Genomic DNA, 18,152 nt, shown 5'->3' on the forward strand with positions numbered 1-18,152 from the left:
GTGTCGACGACCACCGCGCTGCCTCACTGGGAGGAAACCCCCACCGACCTCAAGGCGGCGACCCGCGAAATCAAGCAGGCACTGCGCGAGCGCATCGCCGCCTCCGGCCGCACCGTCGAGGACGTTTTCGCCGTGGTCGAACAGCGCGTACAGGCCGCTGTCGACGACATCGTCGCCGCCCGCCGCCGGGGCGAAAGCGTCTGGCCGGTCATCGACTACGCCGACATCGCCAACGGCACCGTCACTCCCGAGCAGACCGCCCACCTGCGCAAGCGCGGCTGCCTGATCGTTCGCGGCAACTTCGAGCGCGACCAGGCCCTCCGGTGGGATCAGGACATAGTCGACTACGTCGAGGGCAACCACTTCTTCGAGGACTACCGCGGCCCCGGCGACGACTTCTTCGGCAGCGTCGGATCCAAGCCTGAGATTTACCCGATCTACTGGTCACCGGCCCAGATGCAGGCCCGCCAGAGCGACCGCATGGCGAACGTGCAGGCGTTCCTCAACAGCCAGTGGAAGTCCTCCTCGGAGGGCGTCCAGTGGTTCGACCCGAACCGCGACTCGCTCTACCCCGACCGCATCCGCCGCCGTCCCGAGGGCGCTGACTCGGCCGGCCTCGGCACCCACCTCGACCCCGGCACCCTCGATCTGTGGATGACGAGCGCCTACCAGCAGGCTTTCCGGCACCTGTTCGACGGCAGCGTCGAACAGTACGACCCGTGGGACGCCGCCCACCGTACCGCCGGCCCGCAGTACCCCGGCTCCACCATGTGCTCGGCGTTCCGGACGTTCCAGGGCTGGACCGCGCTGTCCGACATGGACCACGACCAAGGCGTCCTGCACACTGTGCCGATCCCCGAGGCGATGGCCTACCTGATGCTGCGCCCGCTGCTGAGCGACGTCCCCGACGACGACATGTGCGGCGTGACCGTCAACCAGGTCTTCCCGGCAGGCCACAAATGGCACGCCCCGCTGATGGAGGCGCTCGCCGGCATCCCCGACGTGCGCGCTGGCGACTCCGTCTGGTGGCACGCGGACATGATCCACAGCGTCGCGCCGGTCGAGGCCCAGAAGGGCTGGGGCAACGTCATGTACATCCCGGCAGCGCCCTGGTGCCCGCGCAACGAGGCGTACGCCGCGAAGGTGCGCGACGCTCTCGCCAAGGGCGAGAGCCCCAGCGACTTCCCGGCCGAGCACTACGAACGCGAGTGGCCCAACCGGTTCCACATCGAAGACTTGAATGCCACCGGACGCCGCGGCCTCGGCCTCTGACGCGCCTTCCCATTATCGTCAGGGCGGCCATCGAGTTTCTTGGGTGGTCGCCCATGGCGACTGGTAGTCGATCCGAGCTACAGCGGTGCTGCTCGACCTCGACGGCACGCTGGTTGTCGCCACGACGGCTGGACAACGTTGCCACCGCTTTCCCCCAGGCCCCACGTGCTGCTCGCCATGCAGATCGGCTTTCGTCGACCAGCCGATGTTCGCGTTGCCCGTCATGGCGCCGACATTGAAATCCCGCCCGATCGAGGCGGGGACCTGGCGCTGGGAGCCAGCGACAGGTCCCGGGCCAGAAACGATCGCCCCGCCGCCTAGCGTGCCGAGGTCAGCCAGTGGCGGCGATACGGAACAGCGTCTGCTGACCGGCCGACACCAGAGATCGCTGTCCGTCCTGGATGCCGAAGACCTCAAGCCGACAGATAGTCAAGGTCCGGCCCGACTTCAGGACCTTGCCGACCGCTTCGACATGATCGCCGGTCGCCGGGGCCATCATATTGATCTTGTATTCGACGGTGAGCACCTCAGCGTCCGGCGGGAACAGCGTGAGAGCGGCAAATCCACCGGCACTGTCGGCGATGGCGCTGGTAGCTCCGGCGTGAACGTAGCCGTGCTGCTGGGTCACTTCCGGCCGGGCAGCCAGGGCGATGTGCACGCATCCCGGTGCGACACGCGTCAACCGGGCGCCGAGATGACGCATCAAACCCTGCCGGGCGAAGCTCGCCTCGATTCGTTCGCGAACCTCAGCGTCCGCCTGACCTTGACCGCCGTCTTCCATGGACTCCCCCTCTCGACAGGCACCTCGCCACCCGGGCGCGGCTGACCTGTCAACGAGCTCGTACTACCCGATGGCCTGCTCCGTCAGCAGCACCACGCCGATGATGACCATGGCGGCCCCGGAGAACCGAGTCACAGCTCGCGCGAGAGCCGGCCGTGCTCCGAGCACCCGCCGTGCCCCGGCGCCGACCAGCGTGTAGACCACCGCACAACTGACCACATGCACCAACCCGAGCACGACGATCTGCGCCGCGATCGGCAAACTCGCTGTAGACCGCGTGAACTGCGGCAGCAGCGCGAGGAACAACAGGAACACCTTCGGATTCAGGCCGCTGATCCCCAGACCAGTAACCGCTTGTCGCACCCAGGAACCCGGTGCCCGCCCGGTGCTTGCCTGCGGCCCCGGAGGTTGCCGGAGCATGCCGATGCCCAACCAGATCAGATAGCCCGCGCCCGCCACTGTCAGCGTCGCCAACACCACCGGTGACCCGGCGACCAGCGCGGCCACCCCGGCCGCCACCACAATCGTCGCCAACAGATGTCCGGCCAACAGCCCACCGACCGCAGGCAACACCGTACGAAAGCGCAGACCGGCCGTGATCGCGTAGGCCCAGTCGGCGCCCGGGGTGATCACGAACAGGAACGACACAGCCCAGAACGCCGCGATCGTGCTGACAGCCATGGAGCAGCCCCGTTCCAACGCAGATGACTTTCTCGGGCAACGTCGTCCCGCTTAGAAGTCTATGCGCGAAACGAGGGCAAGTGTTCCCAACAATCTCGCCAACAGGCCGCACATGGGGAAAGATATTCCGCATGGATGCGCTTGACCGCAAGATTCTTGCCGAGCTCCAGCGGGACGGCCGCCTCAGCGTCACCGACCTCGCCGAACGTGTCGGCCTGAGCGTCTCGCCCTGCCACCGCCGACTACGCGCCCTCGAACAGGCCGGCGCGATCAGCGCCTACCGAGCCCACCTCGACGCCAAAACCCTCGGGCTGACCTTCGACGCCAAGGTGTTCGTCACCATGAACGCCGCCGACCGCCGCACCCTCGACACTTTCGAACAAGCCCTCATCGACATCCCGCACATCACCCACGCCCAGCGACTCTTCGGCGACCCCGACTACCTGCTGCACGTCATCACCCGCGACCTCCCCGCCTTCCAAGAGGTCTACGACGAACAACTCGCCACCCTCCCCGGCGTCCAACGCCTACGCTCCACCCTCGTCATGAAAACGATCGTCGAGGACCGGCCTCTTCACCTCTAGCCAGGGGCCGACGCTGAACTCTGAACTCTCCCAAAGAGCCAAGCGGGCGGTATCGACCGCCGACCCGTCGCGCCTACCCCCAGCGACGGCCCTGCCGCCGGTCACCCGGGGATGGCAACGTGACACTGCGTAGCCGACGTGTTCTGGGTGCCGACGTCGGCTCGCCTCCCGGCTCACTGCCGAGACGATGTCGCGCTCGCGGTCTGGGATCCGGAGGTCAATAAGGCCGACGCAACCTGATCCACCCGAAAAGCAATGGACTCAGCAGTACACGCTCGAAGACGACACCGTCCGGATCGCCTGGACCGTCGCCGCCGCCATCAACGTCCGCTCTGACGAGCGATCGACCGGCCGGGACAGACACACCGCTGGGAACCCGGGCGACGAGTCGGCCGCACAACCGCCGGACCCCACCCGCACTCCCCGCAACCGACCGGTGACCAGACTCTACGGCGACCAGATGCCGGAACTGGTGCAACCCGATCGGCCCCACCGGAGCCGCGACGGCAGGCCGACAAGCCGGCTGGGACTACCGCGGACAACCCGAGACAACCGCAGCCAACTTCCGCACCCCACGAGTAGGCACGATCATGGAATCACCGGCCCCAGACAGGACCGGCGAACCCCGGCGAAGATCACCGCACGAACGTTCGTGTCATCGAGGTGTCGTGATCATCCACATAGGAGAATCCTGTGCATCGACGTTCGGTATCGCGGACAGGGAGACCTATCGCGTCGAGATCCGATCACTCCAACCATGAACGCCCTGCTCAACCAGGCGCCCCGGCAGTGAGGCCGACTCCGGGAGAACGATCACGAGCTGTTGAGTACGAGCCGGCTCCGAAGATCAGCCGGAATCCGGGCGTAAACCGTACGCGCGTACGTGCAAAAATACGTGTCCCGGCGCCACGATTCCATCGATGTCCAGATATGCAAAAGGCCAGCTACGCTGGCCTTTTGTTAAGTCGGGCTGACAGGATTTGAACCTGCGACCCCTTGACCCCCAGTCAAGTGCGCTACCAAGCTGCGCTACAGCCCGATCCCGCCCCGAACCTCAGCCCGGCGCGACATCTCCTAAAGCTTAGCAACCTCACCCATGCGCTTTTCCGCGGCCCCCCGGCCCCGTCTTCTTGCGGGGCTTGACGGTGACCTCGACCGGCGAGCCTTCGAAGCCGAACTCCTCGCGGAGCTTGCGTTCGATGAAGCGCTGGTAGCCCGCGTCGAACGGCCCTGTCGTGAACAGGACGAAGCGCGGCGGGGCGATGCCGGCCTGGGTGGCGAACAGGATGCGTGGGGCGCGTCCGCCGCGTACCGGGTGGGGGGTGGCCTGCGTCAGGGTGGTCAGCCACTGGTTGAGGGCACCGGTCGGGATGCGCTGTTCCCAGGAGGCCAGGGCTCGGCGGATGGCCGGGGCCAGCTTGTCGACCGCTCGGCCGGTCTTTGCCGAGATGTTCACCCGGACGGCCCACGTGACGCGTTTCAGGTCGCGGTCGATCTCCTTGTCCAGGTAGAACCGGCGGTCTTCGTCGACCAGGTCCCACTTGTTGAAGGCGATCACCAGGGCGCGACCGGATTCGATCACCTGGGTGATGACGCGCTGGTCCTGTTCGCTGATCACTTCGCCGGAGTCCAGGAGCACGACGGCGACCTCGGCGGCTTCGACGGCTCCCGCGGTGCGCAGGGACGCGTAGTACTCCGTACCCGAGGCCTGGTTCACTCTTTTGCGCAGGCCGGCGGTGTCGACGAACTGCCAGATGTCGCCGTCCATCTCGACCAGGCTGTCGACCGGGTCGACGGTGGTGCCGGCGACCGAGTCGACGACCGCGCGTTCTTCTTTCGCGACGCGGTTGAGGAGGCTGGACTTTCCCACGTTCGGGCGACCGACCAGTGCGACCCGGCGGGGGCCGCGCACGTTGCCCTCGAGCATCGGCGGGGTGGGCGGCAGCGCGGACAGGATGTCGTCGAGCAGGTCGCCGGAGCCCCGGCCGTGCAGCGCCGAGATGGTGTGCGGCTCGCCGAGGCCCAGGGACCAGAGCGACACCGCCTCCATCTCGAGGTTCTGGTTGTCCGCTTTGTTCGCGACCAGGATGACCGGTTTGTGGCTGCGACGCAGCATCTTGACGGCGGCCTCGTCCACGTCCGTGGCGCCGACGGTCACGTCGACCACGAAGATGACGACGTCGGCGGTCTGCACCGCGATCTCGGCCTGGGCGGCGATGGCGGCGGCCCTGTCGCGAGCGTCGGGTTCCCAGCCGCCGGTGTCGACGACGGTGAATCGGCGGCCGTTCCACGACGCGTCGTAGGGAACGCGGTCCCGGGTCACCCCGGGCACGTCCTCGACGACCGCCTGGCGACGTCCGATGATGCGGTTGACCAGCGTCGACTTGCCCACGTTGGGGCGTCCGACGACGGCGACGACGGGCACCGGTCCTTCGAATTCCGGGGAGTCGGAATCCGGGGAGGAACCGGCGGAGAGATCGAAACCACCCTCGAAATCGTTGATGTCGAGGCCGGCGGGAAGTTCAGTCACTTACTTACCTTGCTGTTCAGCAGATGCAGGAGGTGCGCGACGACCTCGTCGATGCCCATGCCGGTGGTGTCCACCTCGAGAGCGTCGGAGGCCTGGCGCAGCGGGTCGGTGGCCCGGCTGGAGTCGAGCTTGTCGCGGCGGGCCAGGTCGGCCTCGGTCGCGGCGACGTCGGATCCGTTCTCGCCGCTGCGCCGGGCGGCGCGGGCGGCGGCGGAGGCGGTCAGGTAGACCTTGAGGTCGGCGTCGGGAGCGACGACCGCGGCGATGTCACGGCCCTCGACGATGATCCGCGGATGCCCGTCGATGATCGCTTTCTGCAGCGTGACCAGGTGTTTGCGCACGGAGGGGACGGCGGCGACGGCGGACACCGCGCCGGTCACCTCCGCGCCGCGGATGGCCTCGTCGACGTTGGTGCCGTTGGCCGCGAAGTGCGGCGCCAGCGGGTCGGTGCCGATCGACAGCTCGGTCTCCAGCGCGATCTTGGCGATCGCGTCCGGGTCGCCGAGGTCGACGCCGGCGTTGAGCACCGCCCAGGTGACCGCGCGGTACATCGCCCCGGTGTCGAGGTAGACGCCCTCGACAGCCGCGGCGAGCCGCCGGGAAACGGTGGACTTGCCCGATCCGGACGGGCCGTCGACGGCCACCACGCACGTTTCGGGCCGTTCCTGAAGCTCCACCGTTCCTCCTGCAGGTCCCCAGACAATCAACCCTCCCATTGTGCCCGCCGACGCGACGGCCGACGAACCGGGGCTCGTGCCGGAGAACCTTCAAGATCAAAACCTTCATCTTGTACGCGTGAACGGCCGTCCCGGACACCCCACACCTCCCGGACTGATCGCGATCCTGTGCCACGCAGGCCCGGAGCCGCGACCGGCGGCGGCGATCCCGGGTCGATGACCTGCGGTAACGCCGCACGTAGTACCTGAGGGCCAGTCCCGGGACGGCTCCCTGGCAGCACTCGGACCCGCCGGATCAGCCCCTGCTCTCCGGCTCAGCCCCGTATCCGGCACCGGAGGTCGGGAAGAACCGTCGATTCTCGGCGTGGTTCTCGGTCACTGGCTGGTGACCGCACTCGTCTCCGGCGACGGGGTTCTCACCGGCTCCAGTCCTCTGCACCATCTGCCGGAACCGACTCGGCATCTGCCGGAACCGACTCGGCCGCGGATCGGGACGGCGGTGGTGACGGCGTACCTGCTCGCCATGAGCATCTTCCTGTGACAGCAGACCGCGGTCACCACCCTCGGCCGGATCGTGGGCGACCGTCCGCTGGCGGGCCGCCTGCACACCGTTCCGGACTCGTACGCCCGGCTCGCCGCCCGGCTGGTCCGGCTTCCGCTCTTCGCCCTGGCACCGATGCCCTGCCGCGCCCTCGTCAGAACGGGATCGTCTGCATCCCGCTCCGTCCACCCGACGCGACCAGTGTCCCGTCGACCCGCAGAATCCCGTGCTCACCACTGAGCTCGAACTGCCCGGAGTCCCCGGCCGGGACGATCTCCCAGATCTGGGCGGTCTCCCCGTCCCGGCACGGCTGCAGCGCCAGCGTCACCGGCGACACGGCCGTCACACAGCTGTCCGGCCGGGCCACCGGAATGATCAGGACCTGGTTCTTCACCATCACCGGCGCGGCCCGCAACGACATCCGGGTCGACGCGTCCTTCGCCGTACCGGTGAAGTCCACGCCATCATCGGCGCCGATCTGCATCCACCTGTCGGCGCCGTCGTCCGCCACGTCGATCAGCGTGCCGGTTCCCAGATCAACGCCGATCCGGTCCAACTGGCTGACGTCCGAGCTCAGCGGCGTACCCGGCGTGTAAGGAATGATCGAAGCGCTCGCCGACGGTCCTGCCGGAAGCACCGGCTGATTCTGATCACCGCGGTCGAGCGTGAGCCCGACGCCGGCCGCCGCGACCAGCACCGCGGCGAAAGTGCCCCCGGCGGCCCGGTTGCGGCGACGACGGTCACCGCGGCGGCGGATCTCCGTGGCAGGTGCCATCGTCGCCCCCCGCTGCAGATGATCGGCGTACGCCTGCAGGCTGGACTGCATCTCGTCGTCAGGCATCGCCGCGATCACCGTCCTTTCCTGAGAGCTTCGACGCCGGTGAGCCGTCCTTTTCTGAGAGCGCTGGCGAACCGTCCTTTTCTGAGAGCGCTGGCGAACCGTCCTTTTCTGAGAACGCTGGTGGACCGTCGGTGAGATGGTCCGCCAGTGCGCGCCGGCCCCGCGCCAGCCAGGTACTGACGGTCCCGGACGGGATCCCGGTCTCCTGGTGGATCTCGGCGACGCTGAGGCCGACGAGATGGTGCAGCACCACGACCCGCCGCTGGCCGGCGGGGATCCGGCGCAGGGCGGCGACGATGGCCACGTGGTCGGGGCCGAGCGCGGCCACGTGACCGTCGGTGGTGTCCCGGCGGTGGGCCTGGAGCCGGTTGACGGCTTTGCGCCAGGTGCTCACCGCGTGGCGGTAGGCGACCTGGCGTACCCATGCCTCGGGGTTCTCGTATCTGCTGATCCTGTGCCATCGGTTCCAGGCGCGCAGGTACGCCTCGGCGACCGAGTCCTCGGCCTCGGCCGCACCGCCCACCATCATCGCGACGTGGGCGAGGACCCGGCGCGACGACGTCGCGTAGAACGCGTCGAAGTCTCCGGCATCACGCATGTACTCGTTCTCACTGCGCGTACTTGATGGTCTGCAGGCCGGTGCGGCCCTTGCCGCTCGTCGTGAGTTTGCCGTCGTCGACCCGGAGGATGCCGTACTTTCCGCGAAGTTCGAACTGGCCGGAGTCGCCGGCCGGCACGACGGTGAAGATCTGGGTGGCTTTGCCGGTCTCGCAGGTCTCCAGCTTGAGCGGGGCGCCCTTGGTGTCCGCGACGCAGTAGCCGGCGCCGAGGTCCTCGTTCCAGAACGGCGGCTTGATCACCACACGGTTCTCGGCGGCGACCGGCGCGGCCTGCAGCGACATCATCGTGGTGTCGGTACGCCCGGTGCCGGTGAAGTCGACCTTGCCGTTCTTGCCGACTGCGAGGAAACGGTCCTTGCCGTCGTCCGCGACGTCGATGAGGACCCCGGCGTTGATGGTGATGCCAAGCTTCTTGAGCCGGCTCAGGTTGGACTTGACCGCCTTCTCGTCCGGTTTCGCCGCCGCTACCGGCTCCATCTGCGGGGTTGCCTGCGATGGGGCGGCCTGCGGCAGGGCGGCCTGCGATGGGGCTGCCTGCGGCGTGCCGGCGCATCCGGTGAGCGCGAGGGCGGTGGCGACGGCTCCGACGAGGATCAAACGCATGGGGGTTCCTTCACGTGTGGCTTGTTGATGTGCCACGGACACGCGCCGGGAGCCCGGCTGATTTCAGCCTTCGGCTAACGAAAAGGTAACGACGGATCGGCCTGGCCGACGACGACCGCCACCGGGGACGGCCGAGGGGACGCGACCGCCGGTCGCGTCCCCTCGGTTTCTGCTGATGTGTCAGGCGGCGGTCGGCAGGCGGTACCCGGTGGCCAGCCACTCGCGCAGCGACTGGACCTCCGGGGTCAGCTCGCGGACCCGGGCCGGGTCACGCGGGCCGGTGAACTCGTCGGCGAAGTCGGTGTAGTACTGCAGCATGTTGCCGTACTCGTCGGCGCCCGGGAAGCCGAAGGCCCGGAACTGGTCGTGGGTGACCGGCCGGTACTCGACCGGCTCGCCCAGGGCTTCGCCCAGTGCCGCGGCGATCTCGGTGCCGGTCAGGACGTCACCGGCGATGCTCACGGTACGGCCGATGTACGCGTCCCCACCCCGGAAGATCGACAGCGCCACCCGGCCGATGTCACCGGATGCGATCCCCGCCAGCGGTGCGTCGCCCATCGGGATGGTCAGGACCAGCCGGCCGGTCTCGTCGCGGGCCGGGGCCAGCGCGTCGGCCAGGTTCTCGTAGTAGAAGGTGGTGCGCAGGAACGTGGTCGGCACGCCGGCCGCCCGGAAGAACTCGTCCGCTTCGGCTTTCGCGTCGAAGTGCGGCACCTTGTACCGGCCCAGCAGTGTCGGCATCCGCGGGTCGTCGACCGGGATCAGTTCCCGGGTGTCCTCCAGGGTCGACCAGACGACGTGTCGTACGCCGGCCTTCTGCACCGCGTCGATCAGGTTGCGGACGTACTCCTGTTCCTTCTCCGGATCCATGTGGGTCCAGAAGTCGGTGACCAGGAACGCCCCGTCCGCGCCGGCGAACGCCTCGGCCAGGCCCTCCGGATCGGAGTAGTCGCCGGCCACCACGTCGGCGCCGAGTTCGGCCAGCTCACGGGCCTTGGCCGAGGTCACGTCCCGGGTCAGCGCCCGTACCGTGAACTCGTCTCCGCCGGCGGCCAGGACGGCCCGCACCACACCGCTGCCCTGAGCACCGGTGGCGCCGACAACAGCGATCGTCTTGCTAGCCATGGGAACCACTCCTCGATCTTCGCGGTCCTGTGTGGATCGCACGTCCGCCACAACCGCACCCCCACTCACTCTATTTCAAATCTGAAATACATGTGCTGCCGATCACTTCGCCGGCAGACTCGACAAGATCGACGCCCGCATCCGCGACCTCGACCGTCCGCGCTCCGCCCTGGCACTACGGCCGCCGAAGGGACCGGCCGGCACCCCTGCCCGATGCCGGCAGCGCCGGCCGACTCCTAGACGAGCCAGGCCGTGGCGGCCTGCTGGACCATGGCCAGGCGGGCCACGGCGGCGCCGGGAACAGGACCCGACCACGAGTGTCACGCCATCGATCCGCCGGGATGCGGCGACGCGGCTCAGGCCGCGAACACCGGCGGGACCATCATCGCGGCGGCACGACGGGCGCCCATGTCGTGCCGATGTGCATGGTGGTTCGCCGGTCGAGCCGGTGCTCCGACCGCCCCGGAGCACCGGCCCTCGCGACCCGGATCCGACGCCAGGTGTAGCCCCCGGAGGACCCTGCATGATCGAGTCCCCGACGATCAGCTCCCCGGGTGGCGGCCGGACCGAGGCTCGGGTTACGCCAGGACGGCGGACGAGACCACGTTGTCGTTTTCCGGGGTGAAGTATCCGATGGTGTGCGGATCAATCCGGAAATTCCGACCGGGGACGTAACGGTTGTAGCTGCTGTTCTCGTAGAGGTACAGCGCCTTGTCCGTGTTGTTCACGACCGACGTGATGGAGTCGTTCAGGTCCATGCCGTTGGTGTACCGGTAAACGCGAAAATCCGACACCGCGCCGAGAAAACCGCCGCTTCTCGGGTTGAGTGCTCCGAGGACGGCCACTGTGCCCCTGGCAGCATCGTTACGATACAGGCAGACCCATCCTTCCTGGCACTTCCACGCCGCCTGCGCGGGTGCCGGCAGAACGGCCAGCGTGCCCACCACGGCCGCGGCCGTACCGAGAATCGCATGAAGGATTCTGCGCTTCTTCATCGTCTCCCTTTCTCCCCAAGTTCCACCTTCGGGTATTCCTCCAGCAGGAAACCCGGGGGAAAGGTAATGCCTTCGACTTGATCTGCAATTGATCGCCAGGCCGCCGACGAACAGATCCCACCGAACTCGTCCAGCGGCACCGGCCACGAGTCAGCAGATGGCGGACAGCTGGTTGTCGATGTTCATGCGCGGAAACGGCCCGGACGCCGGGACGTTGCTCAGATCGGCGACGCTCTGCTCCGAAGCCAGGATGTACGTCGCGGGCGTGCTCTGCACCGGCTCGGGATCCACGTACAGCTGCAGGGAGTTGTGCGTGTTGTTCTTGATCGAGGACGCCCGATTGTCGAGGCTCTGCCCGTTGTACAGGGTGTTGTCCCGGAAGTCGAGGTCACAGGGGTGCCGTCCGTCCGGGCGCTTCGGAACCTTGTAGACCGACCCGGTGTAGTCGTGGGTCTGATAGATGCACAACTCCCCGTCGTAACAAGTGGCGGCCGCCTGGGCGGCCGACGCCGCGAACACGGTCGCCGTCGAGGCGACCACCAGGGAGGACAGGAACACCGCAGCGCGGCGAACAGACTTCATGGATCACAGACCTTCCCACCGGCCACCCATCGCGGCCGTCGATCCCGACCGTAAGAACGCCTTCTTGATTTCCACTGAACGGCCATCTCACCGCCGTTCCCGTAGCGCCGAGCGGCCGGGCCGGACGTGCGGGGCCGGACTAGCATCCGCGCCATGCTGTTACGCAACCTCGGAGCCGGCGGCGCGATCGGCGACACCGACCTGGTCGTGGCCGCGCAGCACGGCGACGCCGAGAGCTTCGCGATGCTGTACGCGCGGCACTACGCCGGCATGCGGGCGGTCGCCGTCCGGATCCTCGGCCCCGGACCGGAGGGCGAGGACGCCTGCCAGGACGCGGCGATCACCGCACTCACCCGGATCGGCGAGCTGCGCGACCCGGCGGCAGCCCGGGCCTGGCTGCACCGGATCGTGCGGAACAACTGCAAGATGATGCTGCGGGCCCGTCGGCCGATCCCGGTCGGGGTCGCCGGGGAACACCTGCCCGCCCCGGACACCGACGACCCGGCCGCCGTCGTCGAGCGCAGCGCCCAGCGCGACTGGGTCTGGCACGCCATCGGGCAGCTCACCCCGGCCACCCGGCTGGTCGCGATGCTCCGGTACTTCACGGCGCGCAACACGTACGAGGAGATCGCTCTGGCCTGTGGGACGCCGGTCGGCACCGTGCGCAGCCGTCTCAGCGAGGCCCGGCGCCAGCTCACCGCCGCGCTCCCCCGGGTACGCGACGCCGACCACGACGATGTCGCGGCGCTCACCGTCCGGCGCCGCGAGGAGGCCGCCGAGATCCTCACGGCGCCCCGCAACGCCGTGTCACTGCCGCTGGTCCACCAGCGCTGGGCGGACGACGCGCGTTTCCTCTGGCCGGACGGGCTCAACACCGATCTGGACTATCTGTTCCAGGTGTTCCGCCTCGACCTCGAACACGGCCTCACCTACCGGCTGACCGAGGTGGTCGCCGGGCCCGGGATCACCGTCTGGTCGGCTGACTTCCTCTACCCGCCGGACTGGTCCGCGGACCTTCGCTCACACCAGGAGGGGGTCGACAAGCCGCCGTCCGCCGTCTGGCTGCTCCGCGAGGACCAGGGCCGGGTGACCGAATGCCGGTTCAGCTACACCACGTGACATGACCAGATCAACCCCTTTCACCAGCTCTTTCGCGTACGCCCGGACGAGCACATGCATCGAGATGTGCCCGGCCGCATCCTCGGCCACCAGTGACGACGCCACCAATTCGGCCAGGTCGGCGCCGCCGCGGCGCGGGCCCCGTCCCGCCCCCGCCGCCAGCAGCCGGAAGAGCCGGGCCGCGTCCGGGCTCAACCGCCGGTAGGACCAGGAGAACGCGGTACGCGGATCGTGGACGCCACGGCCGCCTTCGAACGCCCGCAGCGGACCGGCGTCGTCGCGCAGCTCGGCGAGCACCGTGCTCACCGACAGGGCCGGCCGGGCACAGAGGCGTGCCGCCAGCACCGCCAGGGCCAGCGGCAACCGCCCGCACCGCTCGACGATCTCGTCGGCCACGGCCGGGTCCACCGCGACGCCGGCCGCCGCCGCGGCGAGACGCCGGCCGAGCAGTTCCCGGGCCGCGGCCCGGCCGGGAACGTCGACCCGCATCAGGCGGGCGCCGTCGAACGTGGCCAGATCGGTCAGCGGTCCGCGGCTCGTGACCAGGACGAGGCTCTCCGCGGAGCCGGGCAGCAGGCGGCGCACCTGAGCGACGTCCCGGACGTTGTCCAGCAGAATCAGGAAACGCTTGCCCGCGGTGAGGCTGCGGTACATCCCGGAACCCGCGTCGGGGGTGTCCGGGACGTTCGCGGCCGGCATGCCCAGGGCGTACAGGAGAGGTCGCAGTGCCTCGCCGACCGGGCGGCTCTCCTCGTCCTGGTCGCCCCGCAGGTCGAGGTAGAGCTGCCCGTCCGGGAACCGGGCCGCGACCCGGTGGGCGAAGTGCACGGCGAGCGTCGACTTGCCCACCCCGGGCATCCCATGAAGCGCGATCACCAGCGGGCCGGCCCGCCGCCCGGCCGCGCGGCCGTGCGCGCCGGCCAGGGCCGTCAGCGCCGCCGTCTCGTCCGCGCGGCCGGCGAACAGCGGCAGGTCCGGCGGCAGCTGCGCGGGACGGACGTACGGGACCGGCCGCGCGGGTCGTGCCGGCGCCACCGCCGCCGGCACGACCCGGGTGAGCACCCGGCGGTGGGCCTCCCGCAGGTCGGTTCCGGGGTCGATGCCCAATTCCTCGACGAGACGGTCACGAATGGCCTGGTAGACCATGAGCGCCTCGGCCTGGTGCCCCAGGGCGGCCAGCGTGGTGATCAGCCAGGCGTGCACCGGCTCGTTCAACCGGCTCATCCGGGCCGCCAGCCGCAGCGGCGCGAGCACCTCGGCCGGACGGCGGAGCCGGACGGCGAGCGCGGCCGCGCCGACCACCGCATCGAAGAACTCGCCGTCCACACCGGTGAACACCGCCGTGGCCGCGGTGCCGTCGGCCAGCGCCTCACCGGCGTTGCCCTGGCAGCGCCGCAGCGCACGGACGTACCGGTCGAGCGCCTCACCGGGCAGGTCCCGGCGCACGCTGGTCTGCGCCGCGGCGACCAGGCGCCGGAACGTGACCAGGTCGAGTTCCGCCGACCCCGCCGTGAACCGGTATCCGGGGCCGTGCCGGACGATGTGCGCCCCGGAGACCCGCGCCGGCAGACCGGGTTCGAGCAGCCGGCGCAGCGCCCCGACGTACTTGTGGATGACGTTGACCGCGCTGGCCGGCGCGTCCGGCCCCCAGATCAGCGCGATCAGGTCGGCCGTGCTGATCGGGCGGCCCTCCCGCGCCATCAGCAGGGCCAGCAGGCAGCGCTGCTGGCGCGGGCCGGCGTCGAGTTCGACGCCCGCCCGCCACACCCGCAGCGGGCCGAGAACCTGCAGGTGGACCCCGTCGCCGAGCTCCCTCTTGTTCGGCACTGCCATCGACCCCTCGCGTCTCCTCGTTCACGGCCGGCGCCCGGACGAACGCACCGAACACCGGATGCGCCCCGCGAGCCGAAAGTTCGATCCGCGACGAGAAAACTTCAGAGACGTTCAGTCCCCGGTAAGAGCGCATTCGTAGCCTTGGATGGACACAACGAGGAAGGGACCCTCACTTGCCCACGAAACGAACCGCCTCCGGGGCCGGGATCACCGCGATCGCCGCCGTCGCCGCCCTGCTCACCACCGGTACGCCCGCCCTGGCCACTCCCGCGGGACCGGGCGTCAGCGGCGTGATCCTCTCGCAGCGCACCGTGCACGGCACCGACTACATCCTGCGCGAGATCACCATCCCGCCGGGCCAGGCCACCGGCTGGCACAGCCACCTCGGCCCGCTGTACGGCCGGGTGAAGCAGGGCACACTGAGCCACTTCGACGCCACCTGCGAGTCCGACGGCGTCTACCCCCAGGGCAGCGTCATCCAGGAGCCCGCCGGCGCCGACAACGTCCACATCGGCGTGAACCACGGCGACGTCCCGATCATCCTCGACGTCCTCTACGTCCTGCCGGCCGGTTCAGCCCTGTCCGTCGACGCCCCGAACCCGGGCTGCGACTTCCAGTGAACGGTCCGCCCACCCGGCGCCGGTTTCCGGTCCTCACCAGGCGGTCCGCCGGCCTCCGCTCTCGTCCCTGATTTCACGGATCAAGGCGTCCGGCCAGTACCAGACCCGGGCCGCCTTGATCCACAAATAGATCGCGACCGCCTGGGCCCACCCGTACTCGATCAGCATCCGTTGCAGCGACCCCTCATCCGGGGCGAGGAGCAGATTCGGCACCAGGGCGGCGACGATCAGAGCAGCCGACACCCACGCCAGCGGGCGCACCCGGAACCACAGGGCCACCAGCATCGGAAGGGTGACGAGCCCGAAGAGGAACCCCATCGGCATCACCCGCGGATAATCGTCGGTCTTGCCGCTGGTCGCGCCGAAGACCACGACCAGGGTGGCCAGCGCCAGCCGCACCTGCAGCATCCGGCGCATCCGGAACCGCTCGCCAGCCTCCGCTTCCGCCCCGACCTCAGGGTGACGCAGCGTCCAGAAATGGTGAAGCACGCCCAGTAGGCCGAAGTAGACCTGCGCGTACAGGAACGCGCCGATCGTGATGGCCGTGGCATGCCAGTCGTCCGGCGGATTCCACCACTGCGGGGCCGGCCCGGACAGCAGCACGATCGCGCCGGTCCCGACCACCCACACCGTCGTCCACGTATCCCGCAGCCCCCACACCGCGACGGAGACAGCCAGCACTGTCGTAGGCACGCTGACCAGCACCACCAACGGCCACCACCCGGTGGCGTGCATCAGCAGGGTCAGAAAGACCAGCACCGGCAGCCACAGCGCCATGGCCACCCCGAACAGCACCCACGGATAGCGTCGGCGAAGTTCACCCATCATCCGGTCGGCGACGTCCAGTAGGAAATCCATGCCCATCATTGTCACGCCACGGCGCCAGCGGCACGCTCCCCCACGGGCGTCGCCCTCACCCGGCATGCCGGTCCGACCTGCGCCGTCGGCTACAGCTGTTTCAGCCTCAATTACCGCGCCCATGACTTTGCTGACCACCGTGCTGGCCGTACCCGTGCTGGCCGTACCCGTGCTGGCCGTACCCGTGCTGGCCGTACCCGCTGGATCCATGACCGGGATCAGCGGGCGGAATCGGGCCGGCAGCGGAACGCAACATCGCAGCCTGAGACTGCGAACCATATGAGGTGCCCGGCATCGCGGAAGGCCCAGAACCCGCACCCCACTCAGCCCTCGCCTGTTCCTGCGGAACATAGCCCGCCCATGCGCCACCGACTCCCCCGGGCGCGATCTGCGAGCCGGACGGCCCGGCAACCGACGGACCAGAAGGGTAAGACGGAGATCTCCCTGCAGGAGCCTCCGGACGCGGTTTGATTGCCAGTCGGGATCTCATTCCTCGCGCCGTTTCGGCAGTTACCAGATGTTCGAGAATGTAATGCTGGTCATCCGCACCGAGGTCGTTGAACACGCCTTTTCGAGTGGTTCCACTGATAACATTCTGCATGGTTGAGTAGGCAACACCTGCTTTAGTGGAAGCATACTCCTTCAAACCGCTTACTTGCCCACTCTGACGCTGTCCGATGAACGCAAGGATATGATGCCGCCAAAACGCATCCGTGCCGCTCATCGGCGCTGCTACCGCAGCCAAAGAAGTAGGCTGCGGGCGCGGCTTCACCGCCAAGACTCCGCGCATTTCTATCGCCACAGAAGGAAGGACAAGGCGATCGAGGATGTAATGCTGCTCGCGCGCGCCGAGGCTGTTGAAAATTTCCGGCCGGAACCTTCCACTGACAATATTCGACATGGTCCTTGCATTGACGTCTTCTTGCGAAACCGCATACTGTTCCAGGTTCCGCAATTCTCCGGACTGATGCTTCCGGACGTAATCCGCAATGTGCTCCGCCCAGAATCGGTCGGTCTCCTGGGTCTTTGTCTTCATCGGCCTCGGCCCCATGTCGGGGGCGAGGTTCGTAGTCGGTGCAGGATGCCCGGATCCGCCCGGCAGGTGGCCAATCATCTGCGGTCCCGCTGAGACGGCAGGGGCATACTGCATGTTCTGCGGCGCCGCGAATGACGGCTGCCTCCATCCGCCGGCCGAAGGCACCGAACTCGCACCCGGGACAGGCAGTACCCCATCGGTGCCCAACGCACCCAAAAGCTCCGACCGATACGGCACCGCCGGCGCCATCCGCGGCTGAGGCCTGACCGATGACGCCTGCGAAGGCACCGAACTCGCACCCGGGACAGGCAGTACCCCATCGGTGCCCAACGCACCCAAAAGCTCCGACCGATACGGCACCGCCGGCGCCATCCGCGGCTGAGGCCTGACCGATGACGCCTGCGAAGGCACCGAACTCGCACCCGGGACAGGCAGTACCCCATCGGTGCCCAACGCACCCAAAAGCTCCGACCGATACGGCACCGCCGGCGCCATCTGCGGCTGAGACCTGACCGATGACGCCTGCGAAGGTGCCCGCTGACCCGCTCCTGAAGTTTCCGAAGAACTCATCACCCGACCTCTTTCCCTGACTTCTGCAGCGACGTACCGGCATTACTGGCGCAGGGCAGGATCGGCGCGGCGAAAAATGATTTCGGAGCAAAGTGCGGCGGTTCCCCTCCCTGGCTACCGAAGGAACATTCCAGGCTCTGCAGGTCGTACGGCACGACTTCCCTCCCCGATAGAGCTTCCACCGGAACTGAGGCCGAATGCTCTCCGCATCGGCTCGTCCATCAGACAACGGAAGAATGTTCGCGAGGGTTCATGGCAGGGGGATCTGTTCCCAGGCCGTCAGG

Annotated in this window: 18 protein-coding genes and 1 tRNA gene; 5 read left to right on the forward strand and 14 right to left on the reverse strand. The window is 68.5% G+C overall.

All coding sequences use genetic code 11. The features are described from left to right. Complete coding sequence (locus QSK32_RS13685; protein WP_285472110.1) at positions 1-1,272, forward strand: YbiU family protein; 1,272 nt, start codon at positions 1-3, stop codon at positions 1,270-1,272. Positions 1,273-1,603: 331 nt separating this feature from the next. Here QSK32_RS13685 and QSK32_RS13690 read toward each other — a convergent pair whose 3' ends face one another. Both QSK32_RS13690 and QSK32_RS13695 read right to left on the reverse strand, forming a co-directional pair. After that, positions 1,604-2,053 carry a PaaI family thioesterase gene (locus QSK32_RS13690; protein WP_285472111.1) on the reverse strand — a complete coding sequence of 150 codons (450 nt, stop codon included), beginning with the start codon at positions 2,051-2,053 and terminating at the stop codon, positions 1,604-1,606. Between the two features lie 63 nt (positions 2,054-2,116). Continuing rightward, the gene (locus QSK32_RS13695; RefSeq protein WP_285472112.1) at positions 2,117-2,734 is read right to left on the reverse strand and encodes a LysE family translocator; all 618 of its coding nucleotides are present in this window, start codon (positions 2,732-2,734) and stop codon (positions 2,117-2,119) included. A 131-nt stretch (positions 2,735-2,865) separates the two neighbouring features. Here QSK32_RS13695 and QSK32_RS13700 point away from each other — a divergent pair, with 131 nt between their 5' ends. Beyond that, on the forward strand, positions 2,866-3,318 hold the full coding sequence (locus QSK32_RS13700) for an Lrp/AsnC family transcriptional regulator (protein ID WP_285472113.1): 453 nt from the start codon (positions 2,866-2,868) through the stop codon (positions 3,316-3,318). A 965-nt stretch (positions 3,319-4,283) separates the two neighbouring features. Here the strand turns inward: QSK32_RS13700 and QSK32_RS13705 are convergent. From QSK32_RS13705 to cmk, 3 genes are all read right to left on the reverse strand, one after another. Next, a tRNA-Pro gene (locus QSK32_RS13705) sits at positions 4,284-4,357 on the reverse strand. A 51-nt stretch (positions 4,358-4,408) separates the two neighbouring features. Beyond that, positions 4,409-5,848 carry a ribosome biogenesis GTPase Der gene (gene der, locus QSK32_RS13710; protein WP_281179036.1) on the reverse strand — a complete coding sequence of 480 codons (1,440 nt, stop codon included), beginning with the start codon at positions 5,846-5,848 and terminating at the stop codon, positions 4,409-4,411. Further along, positions 5,845-6,525, reverse strand: a complete 681-nt coding sequence (gene cmk, locus QSK32_RS13715; RefSeq protein WP_285472114.1) for a (d)CMP kinase — start codon at positions 6,523-6,525, stop codon at positions 5,845-5,847. Before cmk ends, der begins: the two co-directional genes overlap by 4 nt. 364 nt (positions 6,526-6,889) lie before the next feature. Between cmk and QSK32_RS13720 the strand changes: the two genes are divergently transcribed. Further along, complete coding sequence (locus QSK32_RS13720; protein ID WP_157410723.1) at positions 6,890-7,066, forward strand: hypothetical protein; 177 nt, start codon at positions 6,890-6,892, stop codon at positions 7,064-7,066. 154 nt (positions 7,067-7,220) lie between these two features. Here the strand turns inward: QSK32_RS13720 and QSK32_RS13725 are convergent, their stop codons facing one another. From QSK32_RS13725 to QSK32_RS13750, 6 genes are all read right to left on the reverse strand, one after another. Next, on the reverse strand, positions 7,221-7,907 hold the full coding sequence (locus QSK32_RS13725; protein ID WP_045740247.1) for a hypothetical protein: 687 nt from the start codon (positions 7,905-7,907) through the stop codon (positions 7,221-7,223). Further along, positions 7,900-8,505 carry a SigE family RNA polymerase sigma factor gene (locus QSK32_RS13730; RefSeq protein ID WP_502872528.1) on the reverse strand — a complete coding sequence of 202 codons (606 nt, stop codon included), beginning with the start codon at positions 8,503-8,505 and terminating at the stop codon, positions 7,900-7,902. The genes QSK32_RS13725 and QSK32_RS13730 overlap by 8 nt, the downstream gene beginning before the upstream one ends. 10 nt (positions 8,506-8,515) lie before the next feature. After that, the gene (locus QSK32_RS13735) at positions 8,516-9,130 is read right to left on the reverse strand and encodes a hypothetical protein (protein ID WP_285472115.1); all 615 of its coding nucleotides are present in this window, start codon (positions 9,128-9,130) and stop codon (positions 8,516-8,518) included. A gap of 180 nt (positions 9,131-9,310) precedes the next feature. Continuing rightward, complete coding sequence (locus QSK32_RS13740; RefSeq protein WP_045740244.1) at positions 9,311-10,255, reverse strand: NmrA/HSCARG family protein; 945 nt, start codon at positions 10,253-10,255, stop codon at positions 9,311-9,313. Positions 10,256-10,833: 578 nt separating this feature from the next. Then, positions 10,834-11,250 carry a peptidase inhibitor family I36 protein gene (locus QSK32_RS13745; RefSeq protein WP_083448765.1) on the reverse strand — a complete coding sequence of 139 codons (417 nt, stop codon included), beginning with the start codon at positions 11,248-11,250 and terminating at the stop codon, positions 10,834-10,836. Between the two features lie 150 nt (positions 11,251-11,400). Next, positions 11,401-11,832, reverse strand: a complete 432-nt coding sequence (locus QSK32_RS13750; RefSeq protein WP_083448764.1) for a peptidase inhibitor family I36 protein — start codon at positions 11,830-11,832, stop codon at positions 11,401-11,403. 153 nt (positions 11,833-11,985) lie between these two features. Between QSK32_RS13750 and QSK32_RS13755 the strand changes: the two genes are divergently transcribed. Further along, positions 11,986-12,951, forward strand: coding sequence for an RNA polymerase sigma factor (locus tag QSK32_RS13755; RefSeq protein ID WP_285472116.1), 966 nt, complete (start codon positions 11,986-11,988; stop codon positions 12,949-12,951). Here the strand turns inward: QSK32_RS13755 and QSK32_RS13760 are convergent. Continuing rightward, positions 12,853-14,784, reverse strand: a complete 1,932-nt coding sequence (locus QSK32_RS13760) for an AfsR/SARP family transcriptional regulator (RefSeq protein ID WP_285472117.1) — start codon at positions 14,782-14,784, stop codon at positions 12,853-12,855. The genes QSK32_RS13755 and QSK32_RS13760 overlap by 99 nt on opposite strands. Positions 14,785-14,957: 173 nt before the next feature. Between QSK32_RS13760 and QSK32_RS13765 the strand changes: the two genes are divergently transcribed. After that, positions 14,958-15,404, forward strand: a complete 447-nt coding sequence (locus tag QSK32_RS13765) for a cupin domain-containing protein (RefSeq protein ID WP_285472118.1) — start codon at positions 14,958-14,960, stop codon at positions 15,402-15,404. A 33-nt stretch (positions 15,405-15,437) separates the two neighbouring features. Here QSK32_RS13765 and QSK32_RS13770 read toward each other — a convergent pair whose 3' ends face one another. Together QSK32_RS13770 and QSK32_RS13775 are read right to left on the reverse strand one after the other, a co-directional pair. Next, positions 15,438-16,262 (reverse strand): hypothetical protein, encoded by an 825-nt coding sequence (locus QSK32_RS13770; RefSeq protein ID WP_285472119.1) that lies wholly within the window; start codon positions 16,260-16,262, stop codon positions 15,438-15,440. Between the two features lie 106 nt (positions 16,263-16,368). Continuing rightward, the gene (locus tag QSK32_RS13775) at positions 16,369-17,298 is read right to left on the reverse strand and encodes a hypothetical protein (RefSeq protein WP_285472120.1); all 930 of its coding nucleotides are present in this window, start codon (positions 17,296-17,298) and stop codon (positions 16,369-16,371) included. Positions 17,299-18,152 lie beyond the last annotated feature (854 nt).

Source organism: Actinoplanes sp. NBRC 101535, from assembly GCF_030269225.1.
In the GTDB taxonomy this organism is placed as follows: domain Bacteria; phylum Actinomycetota; class Actinomycetes; order Mycobacteriales; family Micromonosporaceae; genus Actinoplanes; species Actinoplanes rectilineatus.